This is a genomic window from Fictibacillus halophilus (genome assembly GCF_016401385.1).
Classification (GTDB): Bacteria; Bacillota; Bacilli; order Bacillales; family Fictibacillaceae; genus Fictibacillus; species Fictibacillus halophilus.
The window spans coordinates 693,518-708,522 of the sequence record NZ_JAEACF010000001.1 but is presented as its reverse complement, the minus strand read 5'-3'; the positions used below and the strand labels follow the sequence as shown (position 1 = coordinate 708,522).

Annotated in this window: 14 protein-coding genes and 1 other annotated feature; of the genes, 4 read left to right on the top strand and 10 right to left on the bottom strand. The window is 39.5% G+C overall.

Translation table 11 applies throughout. From position 1 onward, the window contains the following. Positions 1 to 40: 40 nt before the first annotated feature. On the top strand, positions 41 to 229 hold the full coding sequence (locus tag I5J82_RS03800; RefSeq protein WP_066392730.1) for a cold-shock protein: 189 nt from the start codon (positions 41 to 43) through the stop codon (positions 227 to 229). 238 nt (positions 230 to 467) lie between these two features. Next, on the top strand, positions 468 to 1,046 hold the full coding sequence (locus tag I5J82_RS03795) for a YtxH domain-containing protein (protein ID WP_198766730.1): 579 nt from the start codon (positions 468 to 470) through the stop codon (positions 1,044 to 1,046). Between the two features lie 56 nt (positions 1,047 to 1,102). Here I5J82_RS03795 and I5J82_RS03790 read toward each other — a convergent pair whose 3' ends face one another. Then, complete coding sequence (locus I5J82_RS03790; protein ID WP_233096400.1) at positions 1,103 to 2,971, bottom strand: heavy metal translocating P-type ATPase; 1,869 nt, start codon at positions 2,969 to 2,971, stop codon at positions 1,103 to 1,105. A gap of 563 nt (positions 2,972 to 3,534) precedes the next feature. Between I5J82_RS03790 and I5J82_RS03785 the strand changes: the two genes are divergently transcribed. Then, positions 3,535 to 4,152: a DUF47 domain-containing protein gene (locus tag I5J82_RS03785; protein WP_198766729.1), complete on the top strand. Its 618-nt coding sequence runs from the start codon at positions 3,535 to 3,537 to the stop codon at positions 4,150 to 4,152. Between the two features lie 12 nt (positions 4,153 to 4,164). Beyond that, positions 4,165 to 5,163: an inorganic phosphate transporter gene (locus I5J82_RS03780; RefSeq protein ID WP_198766728.1), complete on the top strand. Its 999-nt coding sequence runs from the start codon at positions 4,165 to 4,167 to the stop codon at positions 5,161 to 5,163. A gap of 42 nt (positions 5,164 to 5,205) precedes the next feature. On the opposite strand, the gene I5J82_RS03775 is transcribed toward I5J82_RS03780, so the two are convergent. The 9 genes from I5J82_RS03775 to I5J82_RS03735 form a co-directional block, all read right to left on the bottom strand. Next, positions 5,206 to 6,027, bottom strand: coding sequence for a pentapeptide repeat-containing protein (locus I5J82_RS03775; RefSeq protein WP_233096399.1), 822 nt, complete (start codon positions 6,025 to 6,027; stop codon positions 5,206 to 5,208). 146 nt (positions 6,028 to 6,173) lie between these two features. Then, entirely contained in the window at positions 6,174 to 7,427 is a 1,254-nt protein-coding gene (locus I5J82_RS03770; RefSeq protein WP_198766726.1) for a dicarboxylate/amino acid:cation symporter, read from the bottom strand. Between the two features lie 89 nt (positions 7,428 to 7,516). Then, positions 7,517 to 8,425 carry a GNAT family N-acetyltransferase gene (locus I5J82_RS20595; RefSeq protein WP_198766725.1) on the bottom strand — a complete coding sequence of 303 codons (909 nt, stop codon included), beginning with the start codon at positions 8,423 to 8,425 and terminating at the stop codon, positions 7,517 to 7,519. Between the two features lie 85 nt (positions 8,426 to 8,510). Beyond that, positions 8,511 to 9,548: an HAAS signaling domain-containing protein gene (locus I5J82_RS03760; protein WP_198766724.1), complete on the bottom strand. Its 1,038-nt coding sequence runs from the start codon at positions 9,546 to 9,548 to the stop codon at positions 8,511 to 8,513. Between the two features lie 13 nt (positions 9,549 to 9,561). After that, the gene (locus I5J82_RS03755) at positions 9,562 to 9,882 is read right to left on the bottom strand and encodes a PadR family transcriptional regulator (RefSeq protein WP_198766723.1); all 321 of its coding nucleotides are present in this window, start codon (positions 9,880 to 9,882) and stop codon (positions 9,562 to 9,564) included. A gap of 121 nt (positions 9,883 to 10,003) precedes the next feature. Next, entirely contained in the window at positions 10,004 to 11,434 is a 1,431-nt protein-coding gene (gene proS / locus I5J82_RS03750) for a proline--tRNA ligase (protein WP_198766722.1), read from the bottom strand. Between the two features lie 46 nt (positions 11,435 to 11,480). Next, positions 11,481 to 11,691: a binding site (T-box leader), on the bottom strand. Between the two features lie 220 nt (positions 11,692 to 11,911). Then, positions 11,912 to 12,880 carry a sugar phosphate isomerase/epimerase family protein gene (locus I5J82_RS03745; RefSeq protein WP_198766721.1) on the bottom strand — a complete coding sequence of 323 codons (969 nt, stop codon included), beginning with the start codon at positions 12,878 to 12,880 and terminating at the stop codon, positions 11,912 to 11,914. A gap of 1 nt (position 12,881) precedes the next feature. Continuing rightward, on the bottom strand, positions 12,882 to 13,937 hold the full coding sequence (locus I5J82_RS03740) for a Gfo/Idh/MocA family protein (protein ID WP_198766720.1): 1,056 nt from the start codon (positions 13,935 to 13,937) through the stop codon (positions 12,882 to 12,884). Next, positions 13,934 to 14,968 (bottom strand): Gfo/Idh/MocA family protein, encoded by a 1,035-nt coding sequence (locus I5J82_RS03735; RefSeq protein ID WP_198766719.1) that lies wholly within the window; start codon positions 14,966 to 14,968, stop codon positions 13,934 to 13,936. Before I5J82_RS03735 ends, I5J82_RS03740 begins: the two co-directional genes overlap by 4 nt. Between the last annotated feature and the right edge of the window lie 37 nt (positions 14,969 to 15,005).

The window sequence follows — 15,005 nt, the reverse complement described above, 5'->3', positions numbered from 1 at the left end:
TAGGCGTATACTATAAGTAGAACAGAAAAGGGGGATATCTATGGCTTTTTTTTCAAAACAACCTGCAGAGCCGATTCCAGACGTAGAAACGAAGGTTTGGGCATGTACGAGTGATGGATGCTCTTGCTGGATGCGCGCTGACTATTCTTTGCAAAAAGAACCGCAATGCCCCATTTGCAAATCTGCAATGAATGAAGAAGTTCGTATGCTTCCAGAACTAAAAAGTTAATGAAATAAATAGAAATCGGCCGGGTGCTCGTCGCCCGGCTTTTTCTATGCTTAAATATTCTCCATTGAAGTTACCAACTCCCAATGCCCTATTTCTAGACACCACTTTAAAATATCAACTTTCCCCATTGTCCGAAAAGTTTTTTTCCCGAAGCTATACATATGCTTTCATACTTAATGTTTATCATTAAAAGGTTCCGGGTAGGGTTTTATACAGACTAAAAGGAGGATTCAATACTATGCCTAACTATACAAATACAACAACGACTACTGCGGAACCGGTTTTTACACATTCCGATTTCCAAACACGAGATACTGCTGATACGAACGTTAGCAAGAAAAGTAATGCCTCTGGTTTTGCTACAGGTTTAGTAGTGGGAGGTCTTGTAGGAGCTGCGGCAGCTCTATTATATGCGCCTAAAAACGGGAATGAATTTAGAAACGATCTTCGTGATTCGTCTATTAAATTAAAAGAACGCACCCAACAGATGAAAGACGAAACCATGTTAAAAGCGAAACTTGGGACGATGGATGCAAAAGATACAGTTGCATCTATTAAAGAAAAATCTGGAAACCTTTCTCTATCTGCTCGTCAAAAGCTACAAGAAGCTAAGAATACGGCGAGCGAAGTAAAAAGTGAAACAAAAACTGCTATTGCAGAAGCCAAACAAGAGGCTGAAAAAGACAAATATCAAACCAACCCCAACACGCAAACAAAAGCTGTTGTAACACCTCGTACCCTTTCTTCAACAGATACACAGCAAAAGACAGGTACAGATTCTACCTACGAAAAAAAGCAAACAGACATAAATAATTAATCCTAAGCGTAAAGAAGATAAAAAGCCGAGACGTCAAGTCCGGCTTTTTTCTTTAGCTATTTTAATAAACGCAGTCCATTTAAAATTACCAGTATCGTGCTTCCCTCATGCCCGATCACTCCAAACGGCAATGTGAGTAACTGTAAATAGTTCGCACTTAATAAAAGGAAAATGATACTGATTGAAAATATGATATTTTGTTTAATAATTCTTGATAATCTTTCAGACAGCTGCATCGCATAAAGCAGTTTACTTAGATCATTTTTAACGAGTACTACATCTGCGGTCTCAATGGCAGCGTCGCTTCCCATCCCCATCGCAACACCTATATCCGCTATAGCGAGTGCTGGTGCATCGTTCACACCATCTCCTATCATAGCCACAACGGCTTCTTTCTCTCTCCATTTTTTCACGGTGCTAACTTTATCTTCAGGCATGCACGAATAACCGATTTCGTCGACCTTCGCGATCCTACCGACCTTTTCTGCTCCACGTTTAGAGTCACCAGTCAGCATAATCGTTAAGATTTGCTTTGCTTGTAGATCTTTTATCGCTTTAACCGTCTCGTCCCTAATAGTATCTCCTAATAGAAAGTAAGCTACAAGCTGATCGTTAGCTGTTACAAATACAACTGTGTGTCCTGTATCTACTGTTGCATCATCTATCTTCATCAGTAGCTCACACTCTTGTTTTTCTGTGATGTCCGTCCACTCACGATTCCCTATTTTCCAAATGGTTTCTTGAATGTGAGCTTTCACACCCATCCCTGGCACATCTTCAAACGCAGTCAGTTCTATAGGTTTTTTTACTTGATGAATTTTTAGATGTTCATTAATAGCTTTTGCAAGGGGATGTATACTATTTTTCTCAATTTCATAGATGATTGAGTTTAACTCTTCTTTACTCCAAGAAGAATGGAGAAATTCAGCGTGTTTCACAGTGGGGTGGCCTTTTGTTAACGTACCTGTTTTGTCAAAAGCAATAACATTTACTAAACTCAGTTTCTCCAAAAAGACACCACTTTTAAAAAGGATTCCGTTCTTAGCTGCGTTAGACAACGAAGCAAGTAAGGCAGGCATGGTCGATGCTACAAGTGCACAAGGAGAAGCGACAACTAACAGAACACAAGCCCGGTATAAAGATTCTGAATAACTCCAAATTCCTATCGAACCGGGCACTAAAAAGGTTAATGCTGCAGCCAACAATACAAATAGAACATATTTTGTTTCAAACTCTTCTATTTTTCTTTGAACAGGCGGAGCATCATTCTGGGCGCTATTCACGAGGTCTATCATTCTTTGAAAGACTGAGTCTTTCATGTGTTTTGTAACAGAAACCTCTAACAATCCAGAGTGGTTCAAAGTTCCTGCTAATACTTCCGATGACGTGTGGACCTCTCGAGGGAGAGGCTCACCTGTTAAAGCGGATTCATTAATAAAAGAATTTCCTTTTACGATGATACCATCTGCAGGTACCCGCTCTCCTGGCTTAACTTTTATAAGGTTACCAGGTTCTAAGGACGAAGCCTCTACTCTGAGTTCCTTATCTTCCATTAAAAGCCATGCTTCTTCAGGCTGCAAAGAAATTAATGCTTTGATTTCTTTATCGCTTTTTTGTAAAGTGTACATTTCTAGAGCGCCAGAATAAGCAAAGATTAGGATCAGAACAGCTCCCTCTCCCCAATAGCCGATTGCAGCAGATCCGATTGCGGCAAACATCATAAGAAGTTCGACGTTCAATTGTCGGTCTTTCATGCTTTCCTGAATGCCCTCAACTGCTTTTGCATAGCCTCCTACGATAAAGGCTAGCAGATAAAAGAGAACATAATAAGGAGAATCTGAATACTTTTCCATCATCCAAGCAGTTAGTATGAAGATACCAGACATTGTTGCCATTAACAGTTGTGTACGTGCAGAGAGTTCCAATGGACTTCCCCTCCTGCGTATTTGATAATAACTATCATCCTCAAGTACCCTTAAAAAGCAGAAATGCTGCCGTCTTTTACGACAGCAGCCTGAAAACTATCCAATATTCGGTTCCTAGCACTAACATTGTATGTGGATTTACCATTTAGGTGACTTCATTTAATAATTATATTATACATGTTAACCAAACGATTTAGAATGTTTATTGTTTATAACACAGAAGATTTCAACTCTTGAACTCCATAACACTAACCAAAATAAGAAATACGTTGACATACTTAGCGAAAATACCGATTTTAAATAGTACCTTTGGGGAAAGATGAGTTAGAAGAATATAAAGAAAATGTTTCATTTCTAATGATTTGTTAATTGAATGTGTGCAAATCATAAAAAGAAAGTTTAACATTGTAAAGCTTTTGTAAATTATTGATTACAATTCCTTCTTTTTCGACAAAAACTCTTATTTTTTTGTATAATGTGTTGGGTGGTTAAAAAAGAAAAAAATGACTGCCACAAAAAACGTAAAAGAAAAAGGATAAAAGACATTTCTTTTGGAGGGTACTATGTTTACAAAGAAAAAGGATAAGTTCATGGTCATGCTAACGGATATTGCTAGCAACTTAAAGGAGTCTGCTGGATATTTCCACGATTTTAAAATCAACAACGAGAATGATCTTCGCGAATTTGCAGACCATTTAAAAGGACTAGAATCTAAAGGTGATACTTATGTTCATACTGTTATCATGGAATTGAACAAAGTATTTATTACACCCATTGAAAGAGAAGACATCTTATCACTTGCTATGAGCATGGATGATATTTTAGACGGTATCGAGCAATCTTCTGCTTTGTTTGACATTTATGCAATTACAAACCCAGATCAATACATGGTTAAATTTGTAGAATACATTAAGTTAAGTGCAGAGGAAATTCTGCTTACTGTTAACTTACTATCAGAGAAAAAACTTCTTGATATGCGTGAACATGCAATTAAAATCAAAGATTACGAATCAAAATGTGATGATCTATACCGTGAAGCTCAACGTGAATTATTCGCAACTCAAGCAGATCCGATTAAGGTCATCAAGTACAAGGAAATGTATGAAGTGCTTGAAGGCATTGCCGACAGCTGCCAAAATGTTGCGAACACTATTGAATCCATCATTATGAAAAACGCGTAACGGGTGACTGGTATGGATACAATATTACTGATTACCGTTCTTGTTGTTATTGGTGCTTTAGCATTTGATTTTATCAACGGATTTCATGATACTGCAAATGCCATTGCTACATCCGTTTCAACAAAAGCACTAACACCAAGAAGAGCAATTATTTTAGCTGCTGTCATGAACTTTGTCGGGGCCATGACATTTACAGGTGTTGCAAAAACGATTACAAAAGATATCGTTGACCCTTTTACACTTCCTAACGGGTCAGTTGTTATTTTGGCTGCTCTTATTGCGGCGATTGCTTGGAACTTGATTACTTGGTATTACGGAATTCCAAGTTCATCTTCTCATGCAATCATTGGTTCAATCGCTGGTGCTGCCATCGCAGCTGCTGGTTTTGAAGCACTTCACTATTCTGGATTTCTAAAGATCATTTATGGCTTGCTGCTTTCACCAATCTTAGCATTTATTGTTGGTTTTATTTTTTATCATGTTATTAAGCTAGTATTTAAAAATACAAATCTAACAAAAACGAACAATGGTTTCCGTAAAGTACAGGTAGCTACAGCTGCTCTTCAAGCATACTCACACGGAACGAACGATGCACAAAAAGCTATGGGTATCATCACGATGGCGTTAATCGCGAACGGCTACACAGATAGTACAGATATCCAGACTTGGGTACAGGTATCTTGTGCACTTGCTATGGGTCTTGGTACATCTGTTGGTGGTTGGAAAATCATCAAGACGGTTGGCGGAAAGATCATGAAGATCCGCCCTGTTAACGGGGTATCTGCTGATTTAACGGGAGCTTCTGTTATCTTTGGTGCATCATTCTTAGGTATTCCTGTAAGTACAACCCACGTTATCACTTCTTCTATCTTAGGGGTTGGTGCGTCTCACCGATTAAAAGGTGTTAAATGGGGAACGGCTAAGACGATGATCATTACATGGTTCATTACACTGCCAATCTCAGCAACATTGGCAGCTCTATCTTATCTTGTACTAAACTTAATCTTTTAATAACAGTTAAGCCTTCCGTTATCAGTTAGCGGAAGGCTTTTTTTATTTTGCTTTTACTTTTAGCCAGTGATTAGGATGATTTAAACTAACAGGAAGCTTTGTATCGGCATTTCCTTTTGCTGAATTCACCTGAGCTTGCGTTAAGAATATACTTCCCCTTAAGTCCGCACCACTTAAATCAGCATCACGTAAGTCAGCACCTATTAGATCACATTTTCTTAAGTCAGCGTTTTTTAAGTCTGCCGCAATGAGCAGAGCACCCCGTAATTTCGCACCACGCAAATCTGCTTTTTGAAGTTTAGCACCTATTAGATCACTAGCTTTACCTTTTATTTGATATTTTTTATGTATAAATTCTGCTCTTACTAATTCACTAGTACGAATCAGCAACTCATTAATCTTCATACGGATGTCTGATACGTTTGTCTGTTTGATTTCTGAAGCTCGGCGTTGTGTTAGTTTTTCTATCTCATCTATAGCCACTTCTAATGCTTGATGAATAGCTTTTGTTTCGTTGAGGTTCACCGCCTCTGTTAAGTAATACAACATTTCTTGAAGTTGTTGCATGATCGGAAATATATCAAACATATCCTTCGCTAGACCTGGATGAGTCTTCCAATCCATTCCTGAAAAAGTATTCCGTGAGACTTTTTGCCCTGCGCCAAAACATTCATATACCGTACAACCTTTAAATCCTTTATCTCTTAAATGCTGGTGAATTCCACAACGAAAATCGTCTTGCAAGTTCCTACAAGGAGTGCCTCCGTCTTTATCAACAGCAAAGTCTGCAGAAATTGCGTAAGGGAGGGCCACACAGCAAAGACCAAAACAACGAGCACAGTCAGCTTGTAATGAAGAATTCATTTTGTTCACTTCCTTTTTCAACCACGTCATGTTAATTCTTGTTAAATTAAGAGTAACATTTACAAATTAATTTGAGGATGGGTAGCTTCTCATTTTTCCCATAAAAAAAATCTCTAACTCAAAAAAGAATGAGTTAGAGATTTATATTAAGCGCCTTTTTGTTCTGTTAACGAACCTGTCTTCTTGATCAACCAGTTTTTACCTTCAACTAAACGCGCGGTCATCATACTTGCGACATTATCACCTGTTGCGTTCAACAATGTAGCTGGCGGATCGATAATTGCAGAGATCGCAGCAATGATCGGCAGTGCTTCAGGAGGAAAACCGAACAGTGATAAAATAAGCATCTCCGCTATCAGTCCACCTTGAGGTATCGCCCCCATTACCATACCAACTAATAGAGCAACTCCACCAACTAGAAGATACGTGTTGATTCCTGAGAAATCCATACCAAATATTCCAAAAAGGAACGTGATCTTTAATACTCCACCGATAACCGATCCGTCTTTATGCAGTGTTGCACCAAGAGGTATCGTCGTTTCACTAATATCGTCAGGCACTCCCATTTTCTTAGTAGCTTCTAAGTTTACTGGAATGCTTGCAGCAGAACTGCATGTTGCTAAACTCGTTACAGATGGTGAAAGCATGTTCTTCCAAAACACACGAATACCCAGCTTTCCATGTGCCATGAACGCGTATAGCGTAAAGAATCCAAAGAAATAAAGAATAGAGAAAGGATAGTAGAATAAGACTGCTTTAAAATACGACCCTAACAATGTTGGGCCAAATTCACCAACAAGTGCTGCAAAATATGCACCTAAACCAATCGGGGCATAATACATCACGTATTTTACCATTTGAAGAGTAACTTCACTTCCCGCCGAGAGGAAGTTCGCGAGCGGCTTTGCTTTTTCTCCCACTTTAGATGTTGCAAGGCCTAACAACACAGAAAATAGAATAAGTGCTAACATGTTGGCACGACTTAATAGATCCACAAAATCAGGAACTGTAACCGTACTTACTAGCTGATCACCAATTGATACTTCTTCACCCGTAGTTTCAGGTTTCACTAAATCGATCTTCACACCCTCTGAAGGCGGAAAGATTTTAATTCCTGCCATACTGATAATTGCTGCAACTGTTCCAGTGAATAAAAAGACGATCATCATAGAGCTAATTATTTTACCGAAACGCTTTGTTCCAGCCATGCTTGCTACACTCGACGAAATCGAAAAGAACACGAGTGGAACAACAATCATGAACATAACGTTTAAAAACAGATCGCCAAATGGTTTAAGGACTGCTGCGTCCTTGCCCATCGTCGAACCGATGATGCTACCGGCAATAATCGCGAGCAGCAATATAATCGGTGAGCGATATGCTTTCCAAGTATTTTTCATAAAACATTCTCCCCTTAAATAGATTCATAATCACTCTATCTATTTTATACGGAAAAAATATTTTTCATAGAGGTGAAATAAAAATAGTACTATTTTCTAGCGTGTGTTTCTGCAGAAAGCTGCTTTTTTATATGGAATAGTTCTTTTTGAATAACAAAACCAACTTTTTCATACAAATGGATTGCAAGCTCATTTTCATTGTTGACGCACAGATCAATATGCTTCATATGTGGGTTGCTAAGCATCCATGTGACAGCATACATTAGAAGCTGTACGCCGATTCCTTTTCCTCTATGCTTTTCATCTACAGCGAAGAATTCAATAGAACCTTCACCAAACTGTGGTTGTATCTCTACATAAATATAACCAACCACTTTATCCTCAGTTTTATATACAAATACTTTATGAAACTCGTTAATTCGTTCCATGATCTGCTGTGAATTGTAATACGTTGAAGGAAAGTGACTATCATGTAGATTTTTGAAATCATCTATATCATTTTCTGGCAGTTCTTTTATGTTCTTTACTGAAGTTGTGGTTATTTGTGATTCCTTATTAACCCTTAGTATTGTGTGTTTACTTTCTTGCTCTACAAAGTCATTATTTATTAGAAGCTCTCTGAAATTTGTATTTGCTGTAGAGATAAAGAAATGAACCATTTTGATCGTATGAGGTAAGAGCTGGAGTAAAAAATCCCAAAGCTGTTGGGTCATTTGCAGGTGTTCACTATGTCGGATAAATGGACCCCATATTTCGGCGTTTCCGTTTTCAAGGTCTGCATCGAATCCGATCACTCCCACTAGACGGTCGTTCTCATATGCCAATGCGAAGGATTCATGGAAAGGAACATCTGAGAGGTCTTCGTTCAGTGATTGAAGAATTTCTTGTTCTTCTTCTCCACAATAGCCGCAATGCTTAGAAGTGTTACAGTTTTCGTTTGCTATGAATGATGCTATTTCTTTCGCTTTCGAAGAATCTGCTTTTACTAGTGTGATCACGGTACTCCTCCCTTCTATTTCTTCATAAGTTTAACATATTGTTCCATTCTAAAAATAAAAAAGACTCCCAAAAGAAGTCTTTTGCTTATCCATTTTTCATCCATTGATCGATTACAGTATTTGATTTATGTGCTTTATTGAAACCCGAAATGATATCGATTATAGAAAAAACTGCTATGATTGTTGCCATTGTCGTTACAAACCAAAATGCTGGAACATTCGGGACTGTTTCATATAGTTTTTCAATAAATGACTTATTATAAAGGGTTTCATCCGTTAGCATAAAACAAAGTAACCCTACCGAAATAAAGTGATAGATCAGGTTCAATGAAGCAAGTAGATTCGTCCATCTTCCAATGAAGAATTTATAGATGGCCAGACCCACTTCAATGAGAATAAGCAGGACTATAAAAGGAGCATACGAGAACAAAACTTCTTCATTAAATAGAGGTGCTTTGAGTGTGAGTCCTTCTAATCCTTTTCCACTTTGTTCGTACCAACCGATCATTTCGGACGAGTTGAATAGGATTATGGCCCATAGCGCTGTCCAAAACAGACTAAAGAAAACTTCCGCTTTTGGAATCTGTCTTTTCGTCACTACCTTTTTTAATTGATATAGATCGGATGGAGACCATGCTTTCTTTTTCCAATTATAAAGATCTCCATTTGAAACTTCTGTTCGTTCTAAGATGATAAAAACAATGGTTACCCAGAAAAAGACTTGGAATAAAACATTCAAGCTAGATAAAAACATCTTCAAACAAAGTTGACCGATAAAAGCCATGAGAGTAAAAAGAGACTTGTCACCTTCAAAAGTAATCATACCGTTTACAAACAACATAAGGCTGCTGATTACGACAGAAATGATCGTTGCTACGATCAAGACATTGATATAACTTTCATAAAACATAGGACCTATTAGATAACGAGGCTTATTATTGTATTCGCTGGCAAGCTTGACAGGATCTCCTAGTTTCATTAAAACCTCTTCAACATCCTTGTCTGTGTGTTGATCTGGAAGCATATCTTCAATGGTAGACCTTAACTCCAACGCGATGTCATCCCTTATTTTTTCGGGAAGTCTTTGTGTCACTTCACTGATATACATTTCAATCAAATTCATTGGGAATTCCTCCTTATAACATCGAATTTAATTGCATGGACGTGTTATGCCATTCTTCTTTCAGTTGCTTGAACACTTCTTGACCTAACTCGCTCAGAAGATAATATTTTCTAGGTCGGCTCTCTGTTGTATCCCATTCGCTCGTCAACAGCTCTTGCTTTTCGAGTCTTCTAAGTAGTGGATACAGGGTGCTTTGATCAATCGTTACGTTGTTCTCTTCTAACCGCTGCGCGAGTGAATACCCGTATTGCGGCGTTTGGAGCTGGCTTAAAACTGCTAAAGTTAACGTTCCTCTTCGCAGTTCTGTCTTTAGAGAGAAAATTAATTCGCTCATGCAATCACCTCGATTATAGTGTAGTGTATGTCATACAGTAATGTAAAGTTCCTAATATAGTAAGAATAATTATATTTGAGAATAAGGAAAGGGGTCAGACCCCGGGTCTGACCCCTTTCCTTTAATATGCTTTTGCCCAGTAGACGAGGTGTTTTGCTTGTTGATCACAGCAAACGCACTTTTCTGAGAGCTTTTCTTGTTCAAACGGTATACACCTTGATGTTGCCCCTGTTTCATCTTTTATAAAACTTTCACAAGCCTCATCACCACACCACATCGCTTTAATGAACCCGCCTTTTTCAGTTAGTTCGTTTTTGAATGCATCAAATGTAGTGACTGTCGTTGTTTGATGTTCTCTATGAGCCCTTGCCTTTTTTAACAAGTTACACTGAATATCATTTAGTGTATTGTGAATGTGTAATTCTAAATCTTGCAGAGAAACTGTTTCCTTTTCCCCTGTATCCCGACGAACTAATATCACTTGCCCTTGTTCAATGTCTCGCGGACCAACCTCTAGACGTAGAGGGATTCCTTTCATCTCATACTCATTAAATTTCCAGCCTGGCTTTTTATCACTAGCATCAATTCTTGTTCGAATGGTCTGTGATAGCTTATCTTTTAAATCGTAAGCAAAATCGAGAACACCTTCTTTGTGTTGGGCAATCGGAACGATCATGAGTTGAGTTGGTGCTATCTTTGGAGGAACTACTAGCCCACGGTCATCGCCATGGACCATGATCATCGCACCAATGATACGAGTCGTAAAGCCCCAAGATGTCTGCTGAACAGTCTGTAGTTTACCTTCTCTGTTCGTAAACTCGATACCGAAAGCTTTTGCAAATCCATCTCCTAAATGATGAGAAGTTCCAGATTGCAACGCCTTTCCATCATGCATAAGGCTTTCAATCGTATAAGTGTATTTTGCTCCAGCAAATTTTTCTTTTTCCGTTTTTTGACCCTTAACGACCGGTATTGCTAGGAATTCCTCACAGAGATCAGCGTATACGTTAAGCATACGAATTGTTTCCTCGTGTGCCTCTTCATCTGTTTCATGGCACGTATGTCCTTCCTGCCAGAGGAACTCAAGAGTACGAAGAAAAGGTCTAGTGGTCTTTTCCCATCTCACAACGTTTGACCACTGATTATAGAGCTTTGGAAGATCGCGATGTGAATGGATGATGTTTTTAAAATGCTCGGCAAAAAGAACTTCAGATGTCGGACGAACGCAAAGGCGTTCTGTAAGCTTTTCTTCTCCCCCATGTGTTACCCATGCTACTTCAGGCGCAAATCCTTCAATATGGTCTTTCTCTTTTTGAAGTAGACTTTCCGGAATAAAAAGTGGCATATAAACATTTTCATGGCCTGTAGCTTTGATTTGCTTATCAAGTTCCTTTTGGATGTTTTCCCATATAGCATAGCCGTAAGGTCTTAAAATCATCGAACCGCGAACGCTTGAATAATCAATAAGTTCTGCTTTTGTGACAACATCTGTATACCATTGTGCAAAATCGTCTTGCATACTCGTAACATTCTTTACAAATTCCTTAGCCATTGGTTGCACTCCTCATTATTTGAAAATAAAAAAAGCCACACTTCTCATTAGGGACCAATTTCTTGGCGGTACCACCCTAATTCATAGCATAGCTTTACACTCTTTCATGATAACGGTATTTAACCGCTGAATATCTTATGAATAAGATACAGAACTCAAAGGCAGGTTCAATCGTTTGTCAGTAGAAGCCTTTCAGCCACGCAGCTTCCTCTCTAAAAAGACAGAATCGACTTACTAATCCTTTTCTTCGTTTTCTTGATAATATGTTTTTGAAATTATATGTGATATTGGGATGAACTGTCAAATCATTTTTTAAGAAGAGGTTTAATAATAATTCCGTTAAACAAGAAAACCCGCATTCCATTAGGTGGAATGCAGGTTTTCGCAGAGCTTGTGAGACTATAACGGTAATTGCTATGGAATGTTCACTCCACAAATACAAATCTAGTAGATTTGTATTTGTGTGGGGTCAGACCCCTAGACCCACCACATCTCGGCTGGCTGCTCGGTGATGAGGATAGACTGAAGGTTCTTTACCGCGCGATTGAATCCTTCATCGATCGACATGATTGGATCTTCATGCTCGATGCTTACTACATAATCATAACCGTACGTACGAAGTGCACTCATCATGTCAGACCAATCCTGAACAGAGTGACCGCAGCCTACTGAGCGGAAGCTCCATGCTCGATTTTGAACAGCTCCGTATGGCTGCATGTCCGTTAATCCGTGCATGTTGATATTATCTTGATCTAGATATGTGTCTTTAGCGTGGAAGTGATGTATCGCTCCAGCTTTTCCAAGAATTTTGATCGCGGCTACTGGATCGATACCTTGCCACCAAAGGTGTGATGGATCAAGGTTCGCACCAATTGCGTCACATGTTTCTTCACGTAATTTTAGCAAGGTATATGGAGTATGCACTAAGAATCCGCCGTGAAGCTCTAGTCCAATTTTCACTCCATGCTCTTTTGCAAATTGACCCCACGTGCGCCAATATGGAATCAACTTCTCTTCCCATTGCCACTTCAACACATCGCTGTATTCGTTCGGCCAAGGTGAAACTGGCCAGTTCGGATATTTTGCACTCTCGGAGTCACCGGGAACACCTGAGAAGCAGTTTACAACTGGTACATTCATCAGTCCAGCAAGTTCAACGGTTTTAACAAAAGTATCGTGTGATTCTTTTGCAAAAGCTTCGTCTGGTGATAACGGATTACCGTGACAACTGAAGGCTGAGATCGTCAAACCGCGCTTTTCTACTTCATGAAGATACTGCGAACGTTTCTCTTCACTCTGAAGAAGTTCATCAAGCGGACAATGAGCGTTCCCTGGATAGTTACCCGTTCCAATTTCTACGGCTTGTACGCCAGCCTCTTTCACATAGTCAAGCATGTCTGTAAATGATTTTTGTGAAAACAGAACCGTAAACACACCTAATTTCATGTTACTTCACTCCTTTTTCGTTTCCTAGTTGAATGCCTTTTCCCATAAGACTACTTGCATAGATCGCTTCGATCACCCGTGAAGTATTCATGGCTTCCTCAGCACTTACAAGAGGTTTAGCTTTACCTAAACAGCTATCAACAAAGTTCTCTGCTTGAGGACGGCCAGGATCATCCTCTCCAAGGATCCAATCTGCTTTTGTTGTCGTCATCATACCGTTTACTGCTTTGTTCACCGCAAACGGAAATACATCGAGTCCGCCTTTATCACCCGAAATACGAAGCAGTTCTGCATCATCTGGAATATTTGCTGCCCACGATGTTTCAAACAGAATTGTCCCTCCATTTGCGAGACGAATATATGCCGTGACGTGGTCATCTACTTCAAATGTTTCTGCATCAAACGAACCCCATTGGTTCACTTGCTCAGCTTCACGACTGACTGTGTTATAGGTTTGACCAGATACTTCACTCACAATCGGGTTGTCTAAAAGCCAAAGTGTTAGATCCAACAGATGACACCCATAGTCGATCAAGCTGCCGCCACCTTGAAGCTCTTTGTTTGTAAAAACGCCCCAACCTGGGACTTTTCTTCTTCTAAGCGCTTGTACACGAACAACAAGAGGATTACCAACTTCTCCTGCCTCCATGATTCGTTTTGCAGCTTGTGACTCCTTCATGTAGCGATAATGATAAGCGATGGACAATACTTTTCCAGATCGTTTTTCTGCTTCTACCATTTCAGCACATTCTTCAACGGTCATTGCCATCGGTTTCTCACAAAGAACGTGTTTACCAGCATCCAATGCTGCAACTGTGATCTCTCTATGAAACTTGTTAGGCGTACAGATCACAACCGCATCTACATGTGGCCACATCTCTACATAACTCGTAAAATAGTTCGGTACGTGAAATTTTTCAGCAACACTTTTTGCAGCATCCACGTTTACATCACTAATGGCAGTAACTTCTGCTTTTTCACCTAAACTTTGAAAAGCGGGGATATGTCGGCCTTGTGCAATACCGCCTGCCCCGATGATTCCAACTCTTAGTTTCATGCGTGAACTCCTGTTTTAACTTTCTCGATCGTTTTCTTTTCGTTCGATTCTAAAGCAGCTAGAATTACTGCCAATGAACGTTTTCCTTCTTCACCCGTGATAAGAGGAGCATGACCTGTTTCAATCGCTTCAATAAAGTGATCTACCACATGTGAATTTGATTGGTTCTCATTCGTTTGAATCGCACCCATTTCATAGCGTACAACATTTCCATTCGTGTATTGTGCGACTAATGAATATTTCGGATCATCTTCTAATCGAAGGATACCTTTTTCACCATAAATAATCGTAGAGTTATCTTCTTTTGCCGTGTAAGACCAGCTAGCCGCCAATGTTCCGATGATTCCGCTCTCTGTTTTCAACACACAAACGGCTGTATCATCAACCGAAGCAAACTCTTTTGCGCTCGTCTCAACAAAAGCACCTACTTCTGCAATCTCTTCACCTAAAATGTATCGGATCAAGTCTGTTTTATGAACGCCAAGGTCTCCCATAGCTCCGATAAACGCTTCATCCTTTTTAAAGAACCAGCTGCTCGCACCGTCCACACTCCAGCCTTCAGGTCCTGGGTGACCAAAAGCAGTACGGAAGCTGTAAACTTTGCCTAACTCGCCTGACGCAATAAGCTCTCGTGCTTTTTGATGCGCCGGAACAAAGCGCTGATTGTGTCCGATCATTAACGTCTTTCCGCTCTTTTCTGCTGCAGCAATCATTTCCTCTGCTTCTTGAAGAGAAGTAGCCATCGGTTTTTCACATAAAACATGCTTTCCTGCATTTAATGCTGCGATTGAAATTGGTGCATGCAGAAAGTTTGGTGTACAAACACTCACTGCCTCTACTTCTTCAAGAGCAAGAAGCTCATTATAATCCGTAAAAATCTTCCCTCCGTAAACTGCTTGTGTTGATTCAGCACGCTCTTTTACGATGTCACAAACAGCAACGATCTCTACTTCTTGATTGGCCGCATATTCTGGAAGATGACGATGTTGTGCGATACTACCGCAACCGATAATTCCAACTTTAATTGTCATAACTATTTCCTCCTTAAAAGTGGGTGTTTAAAGATTC

What these genes read in the sequence shown, in the direction of transcription:
- I5J82_RS03755 (WP_198766723.1), bottom strand. Translation starts at nt 9,882, where the DNA reads ATGAGCGAATTAATTTTCTCTCTAAAGACAGAACTGCGAAGAGGAACG.
- I5J82_RS03745 (WP_198766721.1), bottom strand. Translation starts at nt 12,880, where the DNA reads ATGAAATTAGGTGTGTTTACGGTTCTGTTTTCACAAAAATCATTTACA.
- I5J82_RS03740 (WP_198766720.1), bottom strand. Translation starts at nt 13,937, where the DNA reads ATGAAACTAAGAGTTGGAATCATCGGGGCAGGCGGTATTGCACAAGGC.
- I5J82_RS03760 (WP_198766724.1), bottom strand. Translation starts at nt 9,548, where the DNA reads ATGAATTTGATTGAAATGTATATCAGTGAAGTGACACAAAGACTTCCC.
- I5J82_RS03770 (WP_198766726.1), bottom strand. Translation starts at nt 7,427, where the DNA reads ATGAAAAATACTTGGAAAGCATATCGCTCACCGATTATATTGCTGCTC.
- I5J82_RS03800 (WP_066392730.1), top strand. Translation starts at nt 41, where the DNA reads ATGGCTTTTTTTTCAAAACAACCTGCAGAGCCGATTCCAGACGTAGAA.
- proS (WP_198766722.1), bottom strand. Translation starts at nt 11,434, where the DNA reads ATGGCTAAGGAATTTGTAAAGAATGTTACGAGTATGCAAGACGATTTT.
- I5J82_RS03785 (WP_198766729.1), top strand. Translation starts at nt 3,535, where the DNA reads ATGTTTACAAAGAAAAAGGATAAGTTCATGGTCATGCTAACGGATATT.
- I5J82_RS03780 (WP_198766728.1), top strand. Translation starts at nt 4,165, where the DNA reads ATGGATACAATATTACTGATTACCGTTCTTGTTGTTATTGGTGCTTTA.
- I5J82_RS03775 (WP_233096399.1), bottom strand. Translation starts at nt 6,027, where the DNA reads ATGAATTCTTCATTACAAGCTGACTGTGCTCGTTGTTTTGGTCTTTGC.
- I5J82_RS03735 (WP_198766719.1), bottom strand. Translation starts at nt 14,968, where the DNA reads ATGACAATTAAAGTTGGAATTATCGGTTGCGGTAGTATCGCACAACAT.
- I5J82_RS03795 (WP_198766730.1), top strand. Translation starts at nt 468, where the DNA reads ATGCCTAACTATACAAATACAACAACGACTACTGCGGAACCGGTTTTT.